The organism is Pseudomonas sp. yb_9, assembly GCF_043103635.1.
Lineage (GTDB): Bacteria > Pseudomonadota > Gammaproteobacteria > Pseudomonadales > Pseudomonadaceae > Aquipseudomonas > Aquipseudomonas monteilii.
Map to the genome: position 1 here is coordinate 34,091 of NZ_JBICKA010000027.1, position 20,597 is coordinate 54,687.

A 20,597-nucleotide genomic window follows, 5' to 3' on the forward strand; every position below is an offset into this window, starting at 1 on the left:
AAGCAAGTGGCCTACACCCGATCCCACCGCCCGACCATATGCAATACCTCCCCATGCCCATCCAGCCGTAGCTGACCTGCAGGGCCCGCCGCACTGGCACTGAGCACCACCTCCGACGGCAACCGTACCGGTTTGCGGAAGTCCACTTCAAAGGCATATCCACTGTGCGGCAGGTGCCCACGCAATGCCGCCAGGGCCATGGCCTTGCTCCACATGCCATGGGCAATGGCTGTAGGAAAGCCGAACAACCGGGCACTGACAGCACTGAGGTGGATAGGGTTGTAGTCCCCGCAAACCTTGGCATACCGCCGGCCGATGTCACTGTCGGCGTACCAGCGGGAGGCCTCGGGCAATGCATCAGGCTCAATATCGGCAAGCGCGCTTGCCTCGCCTTCCAGCTTCAACCCACGTACCAGCATGCGGCTGGTCTCACGCCAGAGCAGGCCAATGCCGTCTTCGGCCTCGGTGACCAGGTCGAAGGTGCCGCCCTTTGCATGCGGTTGCAGGTTGTGCGCATACACCGCAACGCGCAGCCCTTCGATACCGCCAAGCGGGCGCAGCACTTCGATGCGGTTGTACAGATGCACCAGGCCGAGCAGTGGGAAGGGGAAGTCTGGAGCGGTCATCAACTGCAACTGCAGGCTGAACGCCATGACATGTGGATAGGTCGCCGGCAGGCGGCCATCGTCGGGAAAGTGGCAGAGCTTGCGGTAGGCGCTCAGGTTGCCCGGCTGAACCCGGATGAAACAGCGTAGGCCATCGTCCGGCAGATGGTCACCGCTGATGGTGCGCTTGCTGGCGGCGCGCAGGTACAGGCTGGCGCGCGAAGCCGGGCTGTGCAGGTCATGCCAGTGTCGGCTCATGCTCAGGCCCCCATCAATGCCTGGCCGCACACCCGCAGCACCTGGCCGTTGACTGCCCCGGAGCCCGGTTGGCTGAGCCAGGCAATGGCTTCGGCGACGTCCTGCGGGCGCCCGCCCTGGCCCAACGAGCTCAGGCGCCGGCCGGCCTCTCGCAGGCCCATGGGCATGGCGGCGGTCATGTGGGTTTCGATAAAGCCGGGTGCCACGGCATTGATGCTGCCGCCACGTTCGGCGAGGCGGGGCGCCCAGGCCTGGGCCAGACCGATCAGCCCGGCCTTGCTGGCGGCGTAGTTGGCTTGCCCACGGTTGCCGGCAATGCCGCTGACCGAGGCCAGCAGGGTGATACGTGCGTTTTCCCCCAGCGCGCCACTGTCATACAGCGCCTGGGTCAGCACCTGTGGGGCCTTGAGGTTGACGGCCAGCACCGCGTCCCAGTAGTCCGGGGTCATGTTGGCCAGGGTCTTGTCACGCGTGATGCCGGCGTTGTGCACCACGATGTCGATGCCGTCGGGCAAGGCTGCCAGCAGTTGCGTGGCAGCGTCGCTGGCGCAGATATCCAGCGCCAGTGCCTTGCCACCCAGGCGTGCAGCGAGGGCGTCGAGATCCTGGCTGGCCTGTGGTACATCCAGCAGCAGCACGTCGGCGCCGTCCCGTGCCAGGGTTTCGGCGATAGCGGCGCCGATGCCGCGCGCTGCGCCAGTGACCAGGGCACGACGGCCGGCCAGTGGGCGGGTCCAGTCCTCCACCTGGCTGATACAGGCTTCCAGGCGCAGCACCTGGCCAGAGATGAAGGCGCTCTTGGGCGAGAGGAAAAAGCGCAGTGCGCCTTCCAGCTGGTCATCGGCGCCGGGGGCGACATACAGCAGCTGGGCCGTCGCGCCGTTGCGCAGCTCCTTGGCCAGCGAACGGCTGAAGCCTTCAAGTGCCCGTTGGGCAACGCTGGCCAACAGGTTGTCGAGGCTTTCCGGTGCGCGCCCCAGCACCACGATATGCGCGCAAGGCGCCAGGCTACGCAGCAGGGGCTGGAAAAATTCGCGCAACTGCTTCAAAGCATCGCTGTCGGACAGATGACGGGCATCGAATACCACGGCCTTGATTTTCGGCCCCAGGCCGGCCACCCAGGCTTCAGCCTGCAAATCGTCGGCATTGAAGCTGTAAACCTCGTCAGTCAGGCGTGGGGCGATGGCTTCGACCTGTTTCGCCATTGGCCCGCCGCCCAGCACCAGCGCCCCTTCCACCGGGCGTAGGCGGCCGGCCTGCCAGCGCTCCAGCGGCGCCGGGCGTGGCAGGCCAAGGGCATCCACGAGGCGGCGGCCGAGGTTGGAGTTGGCAAAACCGAGGTAGCGATCGCTCATGAGTGGGTCTCCGCAAAGGCAAGCTTGAAAGTGTGGACCAACTTTGTGGCGAGGTCGTTCGCCCACGGTAAAAACACCTAGGCTGTACGGATCAAATTGTTTCAGGAGGAAAAAGCGCATGCGTTCACTTCGCCGGGTCGCAATCCTGGGCGGCAACCGAATTCCCTTCGCCCGCTCCAACGGCGCTTACGCCACGGCCAGCAACCAGGCGATGCTCACTGTTGTCCTTGAAGGATTGATCGAACGCTATCGCCTGCATGGGCTGCGGCTGGGGGAGGTAGTGGCTGGCGCGGTGCTCAAGCACTCGCGCGACATGAACCTGACCCGCGAATGTGTGCTGGGTTCGCGCCTTTCACCGCAGACCCCGGCCTATGACCTCCAGCAAGCGTGCGGCACCGGGCTAGAATCGGCGTTGCTGGTGGCCAACAAGATAGCCCTGGGGCAGATCGACAGTGGTATCGCCGGCGGCGTGGACACCACCTCCGACGCACCGATTGCCGTCAACGAAGGCCTGCGCCACATCCTCCTGCAAGCCAACCGTGGCAAAAGCCTGAGCGAGCGGCTCAAGCCCTTTCTCAAGCTAAGGCCTCACCACCTGAAACCCGAACTACCACGCAATGGCGAACCGCGCACCGGGCTGTCGATGGGCGAGCATTGCGAGCGCATGGCCCAGGCCTGGCGCATTGGCCGTGGCGAACAGGACGCGTTGGCGCTGCTCAGCCACCAGAAACTGGCTGCCGCGTATGCCGAGGGTTGGCAGGATGATTTGCTGACGCCGTTTCTTACGTTGACCCGCGACAATAACCTGCGCCCCGACCTGACCCTTGAGCAGTTGGCGAAGCTGCAACCCGCCTTTGACCGCAGCGGGCAGGGCACGCTGACAGCCGGTAACTCCACCCCACTGACGGACGGTGCCTCTATGGTGTTGCTGGGCAGCGAGGAATGGGCCGCGCAGCAGGGGCTGGAGGTGCTGGCTTATCTGGTCGATGGCGAAACCGCTGCGGTGGACTTTGTGACCGGTCGCGAAGGGCTCTTGATGGCGCCGGTGTATGCCGTGCCACGCTTGCTGGCGCGCAATGGCCTGACCTTGCAAGACTTTGACTACTACGAAATCCACGAAGCCTTCGCTGCCCAGGTGCTGTGTACGCTCAAGGCCTGGGAAGATGCCGACTATTGCCGTGAACGGTTGGGGCTGGAGGCGCCGCTTGGGGCGATTGACCGCAGCAAGCTCAATGTAAAAGGCAGTTCGCTGGCAGCGGGGCACCCGTTTGCGGCCACCGGAGGGCGCATATTGGCCAACCTGGCCAAGCTGTTGGCCACGGCAGGGAAGGGGCGGGGGTTGATATCGATTTGTGCGGCAGGTGGGCAGGGGGTGACGGTGATTGTCGAGCGCACCTGACATGCTCTTGCGCCAGCTGTTAGGCTTGTCCCGTCAGAACTACAAGAAGCCACCATGCCGATCATCGGACACCCCCGCGCCATACCGGCGCTGGACCACCTGCCCAGGCCCCTCTATGCCCGTGCCGAAAGCCTCGGCGCCGGTTCCTGGACCACCCGCCACCAGCACGACTGGGTGCAGTTTTCCTATGCCATCAGCGGCGTACTTGGCGTGTACACCCGCGACGGCAGTTACTTCGCGCCACCCCAGTGGGGGGTGTGGATTCCTGCTGATGCCGAGCACGAAGTGGTGACCTCGATGCAGGCCGAAATGCGCAGCCTGTATGTACGGCGTGATGCCTGCCCGTGGGCGCCGCAGCAATGCCGGGTGCTGGAAGTAACCCCGCTGGCACGCGAGCTGATCAAGCAGTTTTGCCTGTTCCCGGCGGACTACCCCGAAGATGACAGCGCCGAAGCACGCCTGGTGGCGGTGCTGCTCGACCAGTTGCGCACGTTGCCCGAGGTGGGTTTTTCGCTACCGTTGCCACGGCACCCAGGGTTGCTGGCGCTGTGCAACGGTTTGATTGCTGCACCGGACCAGCCGCAGACATTGCAGCAGTGGGCGCGCGAGCTGGGTTGCTCGGAGAAGACGCTGATGCGGCTGTTCCAGCGGGAGACCGGGTTGAGCTTTCGCAACTGGCGGCAGCGCATGCGGCTGTTGTCGTCGCTGGCGTTGCTGGAGGCGGGGGAGAATGTGACCGAGGCGGCGCTGGGGTGTGGGTATGACTCGACTTCGGCTTACATTGCGGCGTTCAAGCAGTTGTTTGGCGCCACCCCGGGGGAGTTGAAGCTTTAGTGTCTGGTTGCCTGTACCGGCCTCTTCGCGGGTAAACCGCGAAGAGGCCGGTACAGGCAGTACATCAGGTGCGGAACCTGCGCACCAGCGCATCCAGCTCATTGGACAACCCGGCCAGGCTCTCCGAGTCCACCCGCGCCGCCTGGGCCAGTTCGGCCACCAGTTGGGCATCGCCGTGAATCTGGCTGATGTGCCGGTTGATGTCCTCGGCCACCTGGTGCTGTTCCTCGGCGGCGGTGGCGATTTGCGTGTTCATGTCGCGAATCACATCCACCGATTCCCGGATTTGCCCGAAGCTGTCGCGTGCCAGGCCAATGCGGCTCACCGATTGCTGCGATACCTCCAGGCTGGCATGCATCTGCGCGGCCACTTCGGCCGTGCGGTTGGCCAGGTTACCCAGCAGGCCATCGATTTCGGCAGTGGAGTCGGCAGTGCGTTTGGCCAAGGCCCTTACTTCATCGGCCACCACGGCAAAGCCACGGCCTTGCTCACCGGCGCGGGCGGCTTCGATGGCGGCGTTGAGGGCTAGCAGGTTGGTCTGCTCGGCAATCGAGCGGATGGTGCCGAGGATCGACTGGATGGCATTGCTGTCCCGCTCCAGTTGCTGGATCGACTGCGCCGACTGCTCGATTTCCTGGCTCAGGCGGTCAACGCTGTGTACCGCCGCATCGATCTGCTGCTGGCCTTCGCGGGCCTGCTGCTGACCGCTGTCGGCCGACTGCGCTGCCTGGCTGCAGGAGCGCGCCACTTCGTTGGCGGTGGCGACCATTTCGTGGAATGCGGTTGAAACCATGTCCACGGCTTCGCGCTGGCGGCCTGCGGCTTCGGCCATGTCGCTGGAGACACGGGTCGAGCTGCTGGAGGTGCTGAGGATTTTGCCGGCGGCAGCGCCAATGTGCTGGATCAGGCTGCGGATGGCGCCCAGGAACTGGTTGAACCAGCTGGCCAGTTGCGCGGTTTCGTCGCGGCCGCGGATTTCCAGGTTACGGGTCAGGTCACCTTCACCTTGAGCAATGTCTTCCAGGCCGTTGGTAACGCTGTTGATCGGGCGCACGATCAGCTTGGCGAACGCCGCACCCACCACGGCAAACAACGCGGCCAGTACCACGGCGATGACACCGATCAGCCAGGTGAGCCGGGTGGTGGTCTGCATCACTTCGCTGTGTTCGATCAGGCCGATGAAGGTCCAGCCCAGTTGCTCATCGGGGTAGATGTTGGCCATGTAGCGCACGCCATTGAGCTCGACTTCGACCAGGCCTTTGCCCGCTTTGGCCAACTCGACATAACCACCGCCAAAGCTCGCCAGTTGCTTGAAGTTGTGCCCGGCGTCGCGTGGGTCGACCATCACGTTGCCGTTGCTTTCCACCAGCATCAGGTAGCCGCTTTCGCCCAGTTTGATCTGCTTGACGATCTCGGTCAGGCCCTTGAGCGACACGTCGATGTTGACCACGCCACCGGGGTTGCCCAGCTGGTTGGCCACGGCGCGCACGGTGCTGACCAGTACCGCGTCGTCGGCGGCCCAGTAGTAGGCGCCGGTACGTACGGTTTTGCCCGGGTTGGCCATGGCCAGTTGGTACCAGGGGCGAGTGCGTGGGTCGTAATTGACGAACTTCTGCCCTGCCGGCCAGCCTGTGTAGCCACCGTCGTTCACCCCGTAGGACAAGTAGGCATACGCAGGGTGTGAGTTGGCCAGGCGGGTCATGAAGTCAAGGAGCTTGCTGGCCTGCTCGCCCAGTTCGTAGGACGGCGAGGCACTCATGTACTTGTTCAGCTCGCTGCCCGTGGCGGCGACCATTGGCTGTGAAGCCATGTACTCGACGTTCTGGTTGATGCCCTGGAAGAAGATGTTCATCGCGTTGCTGACCTGGCGGATTTCCCGGCTGCTGCTGTCGAGGAATCCGTCGCGGGCTTCGCCACGCAGGTTGAGGACCACCAAGGTGGCCACGAGGACGATGGGCAAGCCGGCGATGACCGCGAATGCCCAGGTCAGTTTCTGTTTGATGCTCATCGACGCTCCCGGAATTTTTGTTGTCGACACACGAGGCAGGTAGCCAGTACATCGGCAGCATCCGGGTTTTATGTAGCCAGAGCGCCCGTATTTATTGGATAAAGTCGTAGTTGGTGACTATTCGGTCGCGTTTGGACGCTTTTGGCATACCAAACGCGTGTGACCGTTCAGTGGCAGCAGTTGCCGGCGGCGCCGTTGGCCAGGTCTTTGAGGATCGGGCAGTCCGGGCGGTCGTCCCCTTGGCAGTGCGAAACCAGCTCGCCAAGGGTGTCGCGCAGGCTCACCAGCTCCTCGATGCGCCGGTTCAGCTCGGCGATGTGCTGCATGGCCAGCGCTTTCACATCGGCGCTGGCCCGTTGGCGGTCCTGCCACAAGGTCAGCAGCTTGCCGACCTCCTCTAGGGAAAACCCCAGGTCGCGGGAGCGCTTGATGAAGGCCAGGCTGTGCAAGTCGTCTGCCTGGTACAGGCGGTAGCCGCTGTCGCTGCGTGTGGCCGGTTTGAGCAGGCCGATGGATTCGTAATAACGGATCATCTTGGTGCTGAGCCCGCTGCGGCGGGCGGCCTGGCCGATATTCATGACGCCTCCTGGGTGGTGCTGGTGGGTTTCCACGCCTTGAGCCACAGCGCGTTGCTGACCACGCTCACGCTGGACAGGGCCATGGCGGCGCCGGCCAGCACCGGGTTGAGGTAACCCAGCGCGGCCAGCGGGATGCCGATCAGGTTGTAGATGAATGCCCAGAACAGGTTCTGACGAATCTTCGCATAGGTCTTGCGGCTGATCTCCAGCGCTGCAGGCACCAGGCGAGGGTCGCCGCGCATCAGGGTGATGCCAGCGGCCTGCATGGCCACGTCGGTACCGCCACCCATGGCAATGCCGATGTCGGCGGCGGCCAGTGCCGGGGCATCGTTGATGCCATCGCCCACCATGGCGACCACGCCGTCCTGCTTGAGCGCGGCCACGGTCGCAGCCTTGTCGGCTGGCAGCACTTCGGCATGTACATCGTCGATGCCCAGCGCGTCTGCAACCACTTTGGCGCTGCCGCGGTTGTCGCCGGTCAGCAGGTGGCTGCTGATATGTTGGGCATGCAGGGTGTCGATGGCCTGCGCGGCGCCGGGCTTGAGGCTGTCACCAAAGGCGAACAGGCCCAGCACGCGGGGTTGCGCGCCCCGTTCGATCAACCACGACAAGGTGCGCCCCTCGGCTTCCCAGGCCTGGGCCTTCGCAGCCAGGTCGCCGGGCTGCAGCCCGCTTTCGTCCAGCAGGCGGCGGTTACCCAGGGCCAGCTCACGGCCTTCCACACTTCCTGCGATACCGCGCCCGGTCAGCGACTGACTGTCGGTAACCACCGGCACGTCCAGCCCCTGTTCGGCACAGGCATCCAGCACTGCCTTGGCCAGTGGGTGTTCGCTACCACGTTGCAGTGCGCCGGCCAGGCGGTGGAGGTCGGCACTGCTGCCAGCCTGCGCCTGGCTGTGAACCACCCGAGGGCTGCCGGAGGTGAGGGTGCCGGTTTTGTCGAAGACCACGCGGTTGACCGCATGGGCACGCTCCAGGGCTTCGGCGTCCTTGATCAGGATACCGTGGCGTGCAGCGACCCCGGTGCCCGCCATGATTGCCGCAGGCGTTGCCAGGCCGAGGGCGCAGGGGCAGGCGATGACCAGCACGGCGACGGCGTTGATCAGCGCGGTTTCCAGCGGTGCGCCGGCCAGCCACCAGCCGACCAGGGTGATCAGGGCCAGCACCAGCACGGCGGGGACGAACACCTGGCTGACCCGATCGACCAGCTTCTGTATCGGCGCCTTGGCGGCCTGGGCGTCTTCCACCAGGCGGATGATACGCGCCAGCACGGTTTCGGTCCCCAGCGCCTGGGTGCGCACCAGCAACCGGCCTTCGCCATTGATGGCACCGCCCGTGACGCTGTCGCCCGGCTGCTTGGGGACTGGCAGGCTCTCGCCGCTGATCAGGGCTTCGTCGGCATGGCTGCTGCCGTCCTCGACTACACCATCGACCGGGAAGCGCTCGCCGGGTTTGACCAGTACCAGGTCGCCCAGGCGCAGCTGGGCAATGGGCACGTCTTCTTCCTGGCCCTCGACGACACGCACGGCACGCTCCGGACGCAGTGCCTCAAGGGCGCGGATGGCGCTGGCGGTCTGGCGCTTGGCACGGTTTTCCAGGTACTTGCCCAGCAATACCAAGGCAATGACCACGGCCGAGGCTTCGAAGTACAAGTGCGGGGCCAGACCGGCGGGGGTTTGTGCCCACTGGTAAAGGCTCAGGCCATAGCCGGCGCTGGTGCCCAGGGCCACCAGCAGGTCCATGTTGCCGGCACCGGCGCGCACGGCCTTCCAGGCGGCTTTGTAGAAGCGTGCGCCGAGAATGAATTGCACCGGCGTGGCCAGCAGGAACTGTGCCCATGCTGGCAGCATCCAGTGCAGGCCGAAGGGCTGCACCAGCATTGGCAGTACCAGCGGCAGGGCCAACAGCAAGGCGGCGCCGACCGCCAGGCGCTCATTGCGCAGGCGGCGCTGGGCAGCGCTTTGGCCGTCCTTGGCCGATTGCGGCAGGCCGGCGCTGTAGCCGGCTTTGTGCACAGCATCGATCAGCAGGTTGTCATCGAGGGCTGCGAGCACGTCGAGGTGAGCGCGTTCGCTGGCCAGGTTGACGCTGACGTGCTCGACCCCAGGCAGCTTGCCAAGGGCACGCTCAACGCGGCCGGCGCAACTGGCGCAGGTCATGCCGCCAATCTGCAGTTCGACAGTGCGGGTGGGCACGCCGTAGCCGGCTTCGCGCACGGCGTCGACCAGGGCGGGCAGGCTGTTGGCCGGGGCCTGGACCCGAGCCTGTTCGGTGGCGAGGTTGACGCTGACCTGTTCAGCGCCGGTGACCTTGCGCAGGGCGCGCTCGACCCTGCCGGCACAGCTGGCGCAGGTCATGCCGGAGATCGGCAGGTCATAAGTGGTGGATGCGGGCATGGCTCTCCTCCTTGGACAGGCCTCCAGCATCAACCTTGCCATGCAGGTAAGGTCAATAGCCCAGGCCGGCTCGCTTCAACTCCAGGCCATATTGCCCCATGGCGATGCGGTATTTGTTGATCTGGCCCGCCTGCAAGTTCAAACGTGTACTGCGCTGGTCTTCGATGCCCGGCGCGCAGCCTTGCACCTGCCCTGGCAGCAGGCGCAGGCGTACGTCCACCGAACCGGGTGGAAGGTTGAACGAGGTGGACTGCTCCTGGAACACGCGCCCGGAGAGCTGGTCGTTGAGGTAAACGCCAATTTCGCAACCGGTGGCCACTTCCAGGCGTTCCCGGGAGATGATCAGTACGCTGTAGTCCGAGTTGCCCTCGGCGCTGGCCGGTGGCACCGCAGCCAGCGCGCTCAATAGCCCGACGACGCCCAATGCTGCCCTGAACATGAATAATCTCCTGCTTGCCTGATCGTCAAAGGCGCAGCTTGGCCGACACGGGCGTAGATTTCCACCCCGGGTGTTGACCTTGCCCCGATGGCAAGCTTGAGACTCGTTGAAAACCTGAAGGAGAGATCCCCATGCAAGTGTTCAATGTACAAGGCATGACCTGTGGCCATTGTGTGAAAGCGGTGACCCGGGCGGTGCAGGAGCAGGATGCTGCGGCCAAGGTCGAGATCGACCTGGCGGCCAGACAGGTGCGGGTGCAGAGTGAGCTGGCGCCAGAGCAGATTCTAACTGCCATTCGGGACGAGGGGTATCAGGCCGAGGTGGCGTGATACGTCAGGGTTGCCTGGCGGCCCATGTGTTGCAAATGTTTTCATGCTGAGGGGGTCCACAGCAGGTAGAATCATCCACTTGCTTAGCCTGCTATGGATTCCTGATGAACCTGCGAATGGTGCTCATCCTGGGCGCACTCAGTGCGTTCGGGCCCTTGGCGATCGACTTCTACCTGCCCGCCTTCCCGGCCATGGCGCAGGCGTTCGCCACCGACGAAAAACACGTCCAGGCCACCTTGGCCGCCTACTTCCTCGGCCTGTCCATCGGGCAGTTAGCCTATGGGCCGGTTGCCGACCGCTTTGGGCGTCGCAAACCGCTGATGTTCGGCGTGACCCTGTTCACCCTGGCGTCACTGGGCTGTGCCTATGCCCCCAACCTCGACACTCTGGTGGTTGCGCGCTTTGTCCAGGCGCTGGGCGGTTGCGCAGGCATGGTGCTGTCGCGGGCCATCGTCAGCGACAAGTGCGACCCGGTGGCCTCGGCCAAGGTGTTCTCGCAACTGATGCTGGTCATGGGCCTGGCGCCGATCCTGGCACCGATGCTGGGCGGGGTGCTGGTGAACCTGGCGGGCTGGCAGTCGATCTTCCTGGCGTTGAGCCTGTTCAGCGCCGGTTGCCTGCTGGCGGTCAGCCTGGGCCTGCCGGAAAGCCTGCCTGCGCATATTCCGCGCCAGCCACTGTCTGGCGCATTGCGCCAGTATGTGCGCCTGCTGGGTGACCGGGTGTTCCTTGGCCATGCCTTGACGGGGGGGATCGCCATTGCCGGCATGTTTGCCTACATTGCCGGTTCGCCATTCGTGTTCATCAAGCTCTATGGCGTACCGGCCGAACATTACGGCTGGCTATTCGGCACCAATGCTGCCGGCTTCATACTCGTGGCGCAGGTGAATGCCCGATTGCTGGCCAAGCGCGGACCTGCTTTCCTGCTGGCGCGCGCCGTGTGGCTGTACCTGATTGCGGGCCTGGTGCTGTTGGGCGTGGCGGCTTTGCGCCACGCGCAGCTGTGGCCGCTGCTGGTGCCGTTGTTCATCTGCATTGCCAGCCTGGGCTGCATCATCCCCAATGCATCGGCGTGTGCCATGAGCGGGCAGGGCGCGCGGGCCGGCAGCGCTTCGGCATTGATGGGGTGCGTGCAGTTCAGCGTTGCTGCGGGTGCCGCTGCGCTGGTCGGGCTACTGCACGATGGCAGCGCCGTACCTATGGCGCTGGTGATCAGCTTCTGCGGGGCATTGGCGGTCAGTGTCGCGCTGCTGACCCAGCGCTTGCAGGCCAAGCCTCCCGCATGAGCGGGTGAGGTGCCTGAAGGCGGGTTTCCAGCGTTGCGACGAAGGCCCGCGCCTCGGCCTCACTGCGGAAACTGACCACGTGTTGATCGAGCTGGACCTGCCAAGGGCAGGCGGGGTTTCGGCTCGATGCACTGACGATAATTTTCATCGCGGCATACCTCCAGAATGGGGAGAGCCGCTCAAGTGTAGCGCTGGCCCTCCTGCCTGCCATGCGCTGCGTCAGTGTCCTGACTGACGGTCGAAGGGCGTAATGCCTGCAAAACTGCGAAACCTTCGCTAGCTCGCGCGCTATTTGCGGAATGTCGCTGTGGGCCGTATCTGAAATTGCTGCAAGCCTTTTTCTATCAAGATATTTCGGTGCTTCTGTCTGTGGGTATCGGCGCTTTGGTTGACCGGCTTGCGGGCAGCTTTCTGGCGCCGGCTCACTGCTTGCCATGGGTAGGCATACCCAGTGGTTTTTTGTCGCCGATGTGTCTGCGCAAGGCCGTCTGACTGGGATTTTCTGCGGCTTATACTGGCGGGCCAGGCCAGTGCCAGCGAGAGGTGCTTCCCTGCCAGGGTTGGCCATCGCATCCACTCAGTGAACTTGCAGGGAGTTACAGGGATATGAACGCAGCCAGCAGCATCAGCCAGATTGCCAGCTTGATGGCCGACCCCAAACGCAGTGCCATGTTGTGGGCATTGATCGACGGTACGCCACGGCCAGCCAATGAACTTGCGATAATGACCGGCCTGACGTCCTCGTCGGCTTGCGCGCACCTTTCGTTGCTGTCATCGGCCGGTTTGCTCCGGCATGAAGCCAGGGGGCGCAAACGCTACTTCCGCCTGGCAACCCCACAGGTCGGGGCGGCGGTCGAGGCCCTGGCCAGCGTACAGCTGGAAAGCACCAGGGGAGAGCGGGCCAAGGCGCCGGTATCACCGCTGCCCATGTCGATGCGCCGGGCACGCCGGTGTGGCGATCACCTGGGCGGGGAGTTGGCCAGTGAGCTGTATCACCGCCTGGTGGTGGCCGGCTGGCTGGAGGGCAGCGGAAGGCAGTTGATGGTGAGTGACGAGGGGAGGGCGCAGTTGGCCTTGGTCGGGGTGTACATCGATGCCCTGGCACCACACGAGCAACGCGCCTGCGTGGTTTGCCGCTGCACCGAGTGGAATGACCAGGCCCCGCATCTGGGCGGCGTGCTGGGCCAGGCTTTGTTCAGGCTATTTCTGCAGTCTGGCTGGATGCGTGAGGCCGAAGACTCGCGGGCGTTGCATATCTCTGCGCTGGGTATCCAGCAGATCAATCGCATCGCCCGCGTGGAGACATTGCAGGTCGGTTGAACGCAACGTCGTCGTTCAATCAGACCAGCCGGGCATCCAGGCTGTTCTGTGCCAGGCGACGGGCCTGGTCTTCGGTCATGCCCAGGTGGGTGTGCAGGGCGTGGAAGTTTTCCGTGACGTAGCCGCCGAAGTAGGCCGGGTCGTCCGAGTTGACCGTCACTTTCACGCCGCGCTCGAGCATGTCGAGGATGTTGTGCTGGCTCATGTGGTCGAACACGCACAGTTTGGTGTTGGACAGCGGGCACACCGTGAGCGGGATCTGCTCGTCGATGATGCGCTGCATCAGGCGCTCGTCCTCGATGGCGCGCACGCCATGGTCGATACGCTTGATTTGCAGCAGGTCCAGCGCTTCCCAGATGTACTCGGGTGGGCCTTCTTCGCCGGCATGGGCGACGGCGACGAAGCCTTCGCTGCGGGCGCGGTCGAATACACGCTGGAACTTGCTCGGCGGGTGGCCCATTTCCGAGCTGTCCAGGCCAACGGCGATGAATGCATCGCGGAACGGCAGGGCCTGGTCGAGGGTTTTTTGTGCTTCCTCTTCGCTCAGGTGGCGCAGGAAGCTGAGGATCAGGCCACTGCTGATGCCCAGTTGCTGGCGGCCGTCCTTCAGTGCTCGGTTGATACCGTTGAGCACCACTTCAAAGGGGATGCCACGGTCGGTGTGGGTTTGCGGGTCGAAGAACGGTTCGGTGTGAATCACGTTCTGCGCCTTGCAGCGTTGCAGGTAGGCCCAGGTCAGGTCGTAGAAGTCCTGTTCGGTACGCAGCACATCGGCGCCCTGGTAATACAGGTCGAGGAACTCCTGCAGGTTGTTGAAGGCGTAGGCGCCCCGCAAGGTCTCTACATCGGCCCAGGGTAGGGCGATCTTGTTGCGCTCGGCCAGGGCGAACAGCAGCTCGGGCTCCAGCGAGCCTTCCAGGTGCAAGTGCAGCTCGGCCTTGGGCAGGGCGTTCAACCAGTCATACATATAGGGGGATCTCGATCAGGTACGGTTGCCGCCATTCTACAGGGGCTGGCCGGGCATTGCGCCCGGCCACGCTGCGACCCGGTGAATCACCAGACCAAGGGTTCGCCCTTGTAGTTGATGAAACGCAGGCCACCCTTGCCGCTTTGCGCCTTGATCTGGTCGAGCATGCCGCGGGTGCTGGTGAGTACGTCGATCTCGGCGTTTTCGCCGCCCATGTCGGTTTTTACCCAGCCTGGGTGCATGGCCAGCACGCACAGGTCGGGGCGCTGCTGCTCGACGACAAAGCTGTTGATCATCGAGTTCAACGCCGCCTTGCTGGCCTTGTACAGGCAAATTTCACCGCCGTCGGGGATGGTCACGCTGCCCAGGATCGAGCTCATGAAGGCCAGTACGCCGCTGCCCTCGCGTACCTGGTCGACGAGGCGCCGGGCCACACGAATCGGTGCAACGGCGTTGGTCATGAACAGGTCGCCGATGTTTTTGTTGTGTACGGTCTCCAGGTCTTGTGGCAGGGGGCCCATGACACCGGCGTTGACGAATACCAGGTCGAACACCTGGCCTTGCAGGCGTTGCTTCAGGCCGTCGAGCTGGGCGGTGTCGTTCATCTCCAGCTGCTCGATGTGCACGCCGGGCACGTCCGCCAGGGCGCCGGGCTGCTGCGGGTTGCGGACAGTAGCAGTGATGTTCCAGCCGTCTTCGTTCAGGCGCTGCACCAGGCCCAGACCAAGCCCCCGAGAGGCGCCGATGATAAGTGCGGTTTTTGCGTTAGCCATGTGAACGCGCTCCGTGGTCGGTGATAAAGAAAGGTATTGAGAATAATCCACAGCGGCAGTGACTGCCTTGTCTATAGCTGTATAAAAAACGATCAACTGCGTGGGGGCCCTGCCTGTCCGGGCGCCTCGCCTGTTGGCGCACGGGTTATCCACAGGCTGTTCCACAGTTATTGTGTGCAAGCCGAGTACGATGCGGGCAGACCCGTCTAGCCTTGGGTTGGGGATAACTATCTAGCTTTCAGCAATTTGCGACTGTCATCAAGCTGTGATCAAAATATGATCAAAGTCCTGCAGGCCCTGAAAACAGCAGGCTGCAAGCGACTGCCCCAAGCTTATCCACAGGCGGGCCCACAGTTGTTGTGGGCAATGTCAGCGCGCTTCTAGCAGGATGCGCCCACGGCTCAGGTCGGCCAGTTGCTGCTGCAGGTGTGCCAGGTGGGCGTCGCCGAGCGCAATTAGCAGGTCCACGCCGTTGGCGGTGAATTGCTCATCCAGGACGAGGCCATCAACCTCTGCCAGGCGCAGTTTCACCAGTGCCAGTTCGCTGAAACTGCAGCTGCAAGTGAATTCGCTACGCTGCACCAACAGCCGTTTGGGCGCCTGTTGCAGGCATTTGTTGGCGCCGCCGCCATAAGCCCTGGCCAAGCCGCCGGTACCCAGTTGTATGCCGCCATACCAGCGGATCACCAGCACCACGACCTGGTCGCAGTCTTGTGCTTCGATGGCCGCCAGGATCGGTCGCCCGGCAGTGCCGCCAGGTTCACCGTCATCGCTGCTGCGGTACTGGGCGCCAAGCTTCCAGGCCCAGCAGTTGTGGGTGGCGGCCAGGTCGCTGTGGCGTTCGATGAAACTCATCGCGTCCGCAGCGCTGCTGATCGGCCCGGCCAGGGTGATGAAGCGGCTTTTGCGGATTTCCTCGCGGTATTCGCAGAGGTCGAGCAGGGTAGAAGGCATAAATGACGTTCAGGCAGCCGGCTTGATGCCGCAGCCCTTCAGAATGATGTGGATAAGGTTGTTGCTCGCGTCTTCCATGTCCTGCTTGGTCAGGCGGCTGCGGCCGGTCACCTGGCAGATCTGGGTGGCGAAGTCGGCGTAGTGCTGGGTGCTGCCCCACAGCAGGAAGATCAAGTGCACCGGGTCGACCGGGTCCATCTTGCCGGCTGCGATCCAGGCCTGGAACACGGCGGCTCGGCCGCGGAACCACTCACGGTAGTCGGCACTGAAATATTCGGTCAGGCAGGTGCCGCCGCTGATCACTTCCATGGCGAAAATCCGCGAAGCTTGCGGGTTGCGCCTGGAAAACTCCATCTTGGTACGGATGTACTGGCTCAGGGCCTCGCCGGGGTCGTCATCGACGCTCAAGGCGTTGAAGGTGCTGTCCCACAACTCGATGATGTTGCTGAGCACGGCAATGTACAGGCCCAGCTTGTTGGTGAAGTAGTAATGCAGGTTGGCCTTGGGCAAGCCCGCCTTGAGGGCGATGGTGTTCATGCTGGTGCCCTTGAAACCATGGCGGGCGAACTCGTCTTCGGCGGCCTGGATAATGGCCTGTTCGTTCTTCTGGCGGATGCGGCCCGCGGGCTTGCCCGAGGCAGAGAGGCGATGCGCAGGGACTTCTAGGGTCATGGACGATTCCGTACGGGTCAGTGGCTGCGGCAGTCGGACAAGATTACCTGCCTGTGCCGAAGTGACAAGCGTTTGCGGCAGAGACTGGCATCAACGTGTCGCAGCCAGGCTGTCGAGAAAGCTTTCCAGCACCAGGTTCGGCCGCCGGCCCTTGCGCGTTACCCAGCTCAGGCTCAGGTCATAGAAGCGCTGTTGAGGCTTGAGGGCACGCAAGCGGCCCTGCTGCACCCAGAAGGTGGCGTAGTGATCGGGCAGGTAGCCGATGTAGCGCCCGGTGAGGATAAGGAACGCCATCCCTTCACGGTCCGAAGCACTGGCCGTGCAGTTCAGCGCCTGGTAATGCGCCTGGATGTCGGCCGGCAGGCGGAACGTCGGCGTAATGGCTTCCTGGCTGTTCAGGCGTTCGTCGTCGATCTGCTGGTCATCGGCATAGAACAGCGGGTGGCCAACGGCGCAGTAAAGCAGCGAACGTTCGCTGTACAACGGCTGGTATTCAAGGCCCGACAGCGGGCTGGTCTGAGGTACTACACCCACATGCAGGCTGCCGTCGAGCACGCCGTGTTCGACCTGGCTGGGGGCAATCATGCGGATCTGGATGCGCACATCGGGGCCTCGGTCCTTGAGTTCGGCCAGGGCGTGGGTGATGCGCATATGTGGCAGAGTGACCAGATTGTCGGTCAGGCCAATGTTCAGCTCGCCACGCAAATGCTGGTGCAGGCCATTGACCTCGGTGCGAAAGCTTTCCAGCGCGCTGAGCAGTTGCAGGGCCGAATGGTAGACCTCGCGGCCTTCCTCGGTCAGCGAAAAACCGGCGCGGCCACGTTGGCACAGGCGTAGGCCAAGGCGTTGCTCCAGGTCGTTCATCTGCTGGCTGATGGCCGAGCGGCCAATGCCCAACACGTTTTCGGCGGCCGAGAAGCCGCCGCACTCGACAACGCTGCGGTAGATCTTAAGCAAGCGGATGTCGAAGTCGCTGACCTGGGCGAGTGGATCGGGGCGTCGGCTCATTAGTTTAGTCTTGGGCTGTCTGAAGATTAGAAATGTAGGCTTTTTCAGACTTTATCCGCGTGCCAATTTAGCTGCAACAACATCCATCGTTGCCTAATCGTCTTCCGAGGAACCGCCGATGAACATGCCCGAAACCGCTACCGCCGGTATCGCCAGCCAGCTCAAGCTGGATGCCCACTGGATGCCCTACACCGCCAACCGTAACTTCCAGCGCGACCCACGGCTGATCGTGGCGGCCGAAGGCAACTACCTGGTCGATGACCGAGGGCGCAAGATTTTCGATGCCTTGTCTGGCCTGTGGACCTGCGGCGCCGGGCACACCCGCAAGGAAATCACCGAGGCAGTGGCCCGCCAGATCGGTACCCTCGATTACTCACCGGCCTTCCAGTTCGGCCACCCGCTGTCGTTCCAGCTGGCCGAGAAGATCACCGAGCTGACCCCGGGTGACCTGAATCACGTCTTCTATACCAACTCCGGTTCCGAGTGCGCCGACACCGCGCTGAAAATGGTGCGTGCCTACTGGCGCCTGAAAGGCCAGGCCACCAAGACCAAGATCATCGGCCGTGCCCGTGGTTACCACGGCGTGAACATTGCCGGTACCAGCCTGGGTGGCGTCAACGGCAACCGCAAGCTGTTCGGTCAGTTGCTGGATGTCGACCACCTGCCTCACACCGTGCTGCCAGTGAACGCCTTCTCCAAGGGCATGCCGGAAGAGGGCGGTATTGCCTTGGCTGACGAAATGCTCAAGCTGATCGAGCTACACGATGCGTCCAACATCGCTGCGGTGATCGTCGAGCCGCTGGCCGGTTCGGCCGGCGTACTGCCGCCGCCGAAGGGTTACCTGAAGCGCCTGCGTGAAATCTGTACCCAGCACAATATCCTGCTGATCTTCGACGAAGTGATCACCGGCTTCGGCCGCATGGGGGCGATGACTGGCGCTGAGGCCTTCGGCGTGACCCCGGACCTGATGTGCATCGCCAAGCAGGTCACCAACGGCGCCATCCCGATGGGTGCGGTGATTGCCAGCAGCGAGATCTACCAGACCTTCATGAACCAGCCGACCCCGGAATACGCCGTGGAATTCCCGCACGGCTACACCTATTCGGCCCACCCGGTAGCCTGTGCCGCCGGTATCGCCGCGCTGGACCTGCTGCAGAAGGAAAACCTGGTGCAGTCCGCCGCCGAGCTGGCGCCGCACTTCGAGAAGCTGCTGCACGGCGTGAAGGGCACCAAGAACATCGTCGATATCCGTAACTACGGCCTGGCCGGCGCCATCCAGATCGGCGCTCGCGACGGTGATGCCATCGTCCGCCCGTACGAAGCGGCGATGAAACTGTGGAAGGCGGGCTTCTACGTGCGCTTTGGTGGCGACACCCTGCAGTTCGGCCCAACCTTCAACACCACGCCGCAGGAACTGGACCGCCTGTTCGACGCAGTCGGCGAAACCCTGAACCTGATCGACTGATCTATCCAATTTTGATGCCCGGCGTGTGAACGCATCACGCGCCTGCTTCTACCTTCTTTATCTGGAGTTTTGCATGAGCATTGTTCAGCACCTGATCCACGGCGAGCTGGTTACCAAGGGTGAGCGCACCGCCGATGTCTTCAACCCGTCCACTGGCCAGGCTGTACGCAAGGTCGAGCTGGCCAGCCGCGCGACCGTGCAGGAAGCGATCGACTCCGCCAAGGCAGCCTTCCCGGCCTGGCGCAACACCCCGCCTGCCAAGCGCGCCCAGGTGATGTTCCGCTTCAAGCAACTGCTGGAGCAGAACGAAGCCAAAATCTCGCAGATGATCAGCGAAGAGCACGGCAAGACCCTGGAAGACGCAGCCGGTGAACTGAAGCGCGGCATCGAGAACGTCGAGTTCGCCTGCGCGGCGCCAGAAGTGTTGAAAGGCGAGTACAGCCGCAACGTCGGCCCGAACATCGACGCCTGGTCCGACTTCCAGCCACTGGGCGTGGTCGCGGGCATTACCCCGTTCAACTTCCCGGCCATGGTGCCGCTGTGGATGTACCCGCTGGCCATCGCCTGCGGTAACGCCTTCATCCTCAAGCCTTCCGAGCGTGACCCGAGCTCCACGCTGTTCATTGCCCAGTTGCTGCTGGAAGCCGGCCTGCCAAAGGGCATCCTGAACGTGGTGCACGGTGACAAGGAAGCAGTGGATGCGCTGATCGAAGCGCCAGAAGTGAAAGCACTGAGCTTTGTCGGTTCGACGCCGATCGCCGAGTACATCTATGCAGAAGGCACCAAGCGCGGCAAGCGTGTACAGGCCCTGGGTGGTGCCAAGAACCATGCGGTGCTGATGCCGGATGCCGACCTGGACAACGCCGTCAGCGCACTGATGGGCGCGGCCTACGGTTCGTGCGGCGAGCGTTGCATGGCCATTTCGGTGGCCGTGTGCGTGGGCGACCAAGTGGCCGATGCACTGATTGCCAAGCTGGAACCACAGATCAAGGCGCTGAAGATTGGTGCCGGTACCTCGTGCGGCCTGGACATGGGCCCTCTGGTGACTGCGGCTGCCCGTGACAAGGTGGTGGGTTACATCGATGATGGTGTTGCTGCCGGCGCCAAGCTGGTGGTGGACGGGCGCGGCTTCCGTGTGGCTGGTAATGAAGATGGTTACTTCGTGGGCGGCACCCTGTTCGACAAGGTGACCCCAGAGATGCGCATCTATAAAGAAGAGATCTTTGGCCCGGTGCTGTGCGTGGTGCGCGTGAACAGCCTGGAGCAGGCCATGCAGTTGATCAACGATCACGAGTATGGCAACGGTACCTGCATCTTTACCCGTGACGGTGAAGCGGCGCGCCTGTTCTGCGACGAGATCGAAGTGGGCATGGTGGGGGTGAACGTACCGCTGCCGGTGCCGGTGGCTTACCACAGCTTTGGTGGCTGGAAGCGTTCGCTGTTCGGTGACTTGCATGCCTATGGCCCGGACGGGGTGCGTTTCTATACCCGTCGCAAGGCAATTACCCAGCGTTGGCCGCAGCGTGCCAGCCATGAGGCATCGCAATTCGCTTTCCCTAGCCTTTAAGGCAGGTAACTGAAGCGGGGAGGCCGGTAGGCCTCCCCGCTTTGTTTTTCAGCGATATTAAAGTTTCTTGAAATTAAGGGTTGACGCGCTTTCGAATCCCCTTATAATGCGCCCCACTTCCAGCGACATCGGAACGAAAAACTCCTTGAGATTCAACGAGTTAAATAGTTAAGGTAAAGTTGAAAGGGCTACGATCGAATGATCGCAAGCGGTTGAAATGGTGGTTGACAGCGGTTTTAAACGCTGTATGATTCGCCTCCCGCTACGAGAGATCGCAGCGAGCCAAGTGTTTGAAGCTAAACGAGTTTCTCGCAAAAAACTTCAAAATAAACGCTTGACAGGCTCTGAGGAAAGCGTAGAATTCGCGCCTCGGTTGAGACGAAA

The 20,597-nt window shown here is 63.1% G+C and carries 19 protein-coding genes and 1 pseudogene; 7 read left to right on the forward strand and 13 right to left on the reverse strand.

What is annotated here, in order from left to right; all coding sequences use genetic code 11:
- Positions 1–11 precede the first annotated feature (11 nt).
- Positions 12–863, reverse strand: coding sequence for a MaoC/PaaZ C-terminal domain-containing protein (locus tag ACF8MI_RS06955; protein ID WP_060499501.1), 852 nt, complete (start codon positions 861–863; stop codon positions 12–14).
- Between the two features lie 2 nt (positions 864–865).
- Complete coding sequence (locus tag ACF8MI_RS06960) at positions 866–2,218, reverse strand: 3-oxoacyl-ACP reductase (RefSeq protein WP_104833516.1); 1,353 nt, start codon at positions 2,216–2,218, stop codon at positions 866–868.
- A 118-nt stretch (positions 2,219–2,336) separates the two neighbouring features.
- Here ACF8MI_RS06960 and ACF8MI_RS06965 point away from each other — a divergent pair, with 118 nt between their 5' ends.
- Together ACF8MI_RS06965 and ACF8MI_RS06970 are read left to right on the forward strand one after the other, a co-directional pair.
- A complete protein-coding gene (locus tag ACF8MI_RS06965) occupies positions 2,337–3,617 on the forward strand; it encodes an acetyl-CoA C-acetyltransferase (protein WP_060499499.1) in 1,281 nt (426 codons plus the stop codon).
- 54 nt (positions 3,618–3,671) lie between these two features.
- Positions 3,672–4,451, forward strand: a complete 780-nt coding sequence (locus tag ACF8MI_RS06970) for a helix-turn-helix transcriptional regulator (protein WP_060499498.1) — start codon at positions 3,672–3,674, stop codon at positions 4,449–4,451.
- 64 nt (positions 4,452–4,515) lie between these two features.
- Here ACF8MI_RS06970 and ACF8MI_RS06975 read toward each other — a convergent pair whose 3' ends face one another.
- The 5 genes and pseudogenes from ACF8MI_RS06975 to ACF8MI_RS06995 all read right to left on the reverse strand — a co-directional run bounded on the left by ACF8MI_RS06975 (position 4,516) and on the right by ACF8MI_RS06995 (position 9,872).
- Entirely contained in the window at positions 4,516–5,283 is a 768-nt protein-coding gene (locus tag ACF8MI_RS06975) for a methyl-accepting chemotaxis protein (protein ID WP_371058977.1), read from the reverse strand.
- 90 nt (positions 5,284–5,373) lie between these two features.
- A pseudogene (locus ACF8MI_RS06980) lies at positions 5,374–6,459 on the reverse strand (cache domain-containing protein); the annotation flags it as partial.
- A 167-nt stretch (positions 6,460–6,626) separates the two neighbouring features.
- The gene (gene cueR, locus ACF8MI_RS06985; protein ID WP_060499496.1) at positions 6,627–7,037 is read right to left on the reverse strand and encodes a Cu(I)-responsive transcriptional regulator; all 411 of its coding nucleotides are present in this window, start codon (positions 7,035–7,037) and stop codon (positions 6,627–6,629) included.
- On the reverse strand, positions 7,034–9,433 hold the full coding sequence (locus ACF8MI_RS06990) for a heavy metal translocating P-type ATPase (protein WP_200929056.1): 2,400 nt from the start codon (positions 9,431–9,433) through the stop codon (positions 7,034–7,036). Before ACF8MI_RS06990 ends, cueR begins: the two co-directional genes overlap by 4 nt.
- Positions 9,434–9,485: 52 nt before the next feature.
- Entirely contained in the window at positions 9,486–9,872 is a 387-nt protein-coding gene (locus ACF8MI_RS06995; protein WP_060499494.1) for a hypothetical protein, read from the reverse strand.
- Between the two features lie 131 nt (positions 9,873–10,003).
- On the opposite strand from ACF8MI_RS06995, the gene ACF8MI_RS07000 reads away from it, so the two are divergent.
- Together ACF8MI_RS07000 and ACF8MI_RS07005 are read left to right on the forward strand one after the other, a co-directional pair.
- The gene (locus tag ACF8MI_RS07000) at positions 10,004–10,201 is read left to right on the forward strand and encodes a heavy-metal-associated domain-containing protein (RefSeq protein ID WP_060499493.1); all 198 of its coding nucleotides are present in this window, start codon (positions 10,004–10,006) and stop codon (positions 10,199–10,201) included.
- 104 nt (positions 10,202–10,305) lie between these two features.
- Positions 10,306–11,487: a multidrug effflux MFS transporter gene (locus ACF8MI_RS07005; protein WP_200929057.1), complete on the forward strand. Its 1,182-nt coding sequence runs from the start codon at positions 10,306–10,308 to the stop codon at positions 11,485–11,487.
- On the opposite strand, the gene ACF8MI_RS07010 is transcribed toward ACF8MI_RS07005, so the two are convergent.
- Positions 11,438–11,635: a hypothetical protein gene (locus ACF8MI_RS07010; RefSeq protein ID WP_082426406.1), complete on the reverse strand. Its 198-nt coding sequence runs from the start codon at positions 11,633–11,635 to the stop codon at positions 11,438–11,440. The genes ACF8MI_RS07005 and ACF8MI_RS07010 overlap by 50 nt on opposite strands.
- A gap of 458 nt (positions 11,636–12,093) precedes the next feature.
- On the opposite strand from ACF8MI_RS07010, the gene ACF8MI_RS07015 reads away from it, so the two are divergent.
- Entirely contained in the window at positions 12,094–12,807 is a 714-nt protein-coding gene (locus tag ACF8MI_RS07015; protein WP_104833513.1) for a helix-turn-helix transcriptional regulator, read from the forward strand.
- Positions 12,808–12,826: 19 nt separating this feature from the next.
- On the opposite strand, the gene ACF8MI_RS07020 is transcribed toward ACF8MI_RS07015, so the two are convergent.
- The 5 genes from ACF8MI_RS07020 to ACF8MI_RS07040 form a co-directional block, all read right to left on the reverse strand.
- The gene (locus ACF8MI_RS07020) at positions 12,827–13,774 is read right to left on the reverse strand and encodes an adenosine deaminase (protein ID WP_104833512.1); all 948 of its coding nucleotides are present in this window, start codon (positions 13,772–13,774) and stop codon (positions 12,827–12,829) included.
- Between the two features lie 86 nt (positions 13,775–13,860).
- The gene (locus ACF8MI_RS07025; protein ID WP_060499489.1) at positions 13,861–14,547 is read right to left on the reverse strand and encodes an SDR family oxidoreductase; all 687 of its coding nucleotides are present in this window, start codon (positions 14,545–14,547) and stop codon (positions 13,861–13,863) included.
- Between the two features lie 369 nt (positions 14,548–14,916).
- Positions 14,917–15,501 carry a YigZ family protein gene (locus tag ACF8MI_RS07030; RefSeq protein ID WP_060499488.1) on the reverse strand — a complete coding sequence of 195 codons (585 nt, stop codon included), beginning with the start codon at positions 15,499–15,501 and terminating at the stop codon, positions 14,917–14,919.
- A gap of 9 nt (positions 15,502–15,510) precedes the next feature.
- Positions 15,511–16,173 (reverse strand): TetR/AcrR family transcriptional regulator, encoded by a 663-nt coding sequence (locus tag ACF8MI_RS07035; protein ID WP_019099774.1) that lies wholly within the window; start codon positions 16,171–16,173, stop codon positions 15,511–15,513.
- Between the two features lie 90 nt (positions 16,174–16,263).
- Complete coding sequence (locus tag ACF8MI_RS07040; protein WP_016715426.1) at positions 16,264–17,181, reverse strand: LysR family transcriptional regulator; 918 nt, start codon at positions 17,179–17,181, stop codon at positions 16,264–16,266.
- 118 nt (positions 17,182–17,299) lie between these two features.
- On the opposite strand from ACF8MI_RS07040, the gene ACF8MI_RS07045 reads away from it, so the two are divergent.
- Complete coding sequence (locus ACF8MI_RS07045) at positions 17,300–18,646, forward strand: aspartate aminotransferase family protein (RefSeq protein ID WP_060499487.1); 1,347 nt, start codon at positions 17,300–17,302, stop codon at positions 18,644–18,646.
- Between the two features lie 73 nt (positions 18,647–18,719).
- A complete protein-coding gene (locus tag ACF8MI_RS07050; RefSeq protein WP_014861053.1) occupies positions 18,720–20,213 on the forward strand; it encodes a CoA-acylating methylmalonate-semialdehyde dehydrogenase in 1,494 nt (497 codons plus the stop codon).
- The last annotated feature ends 384 nt before the right edge of the window (positions 20,214–20,597 follow it).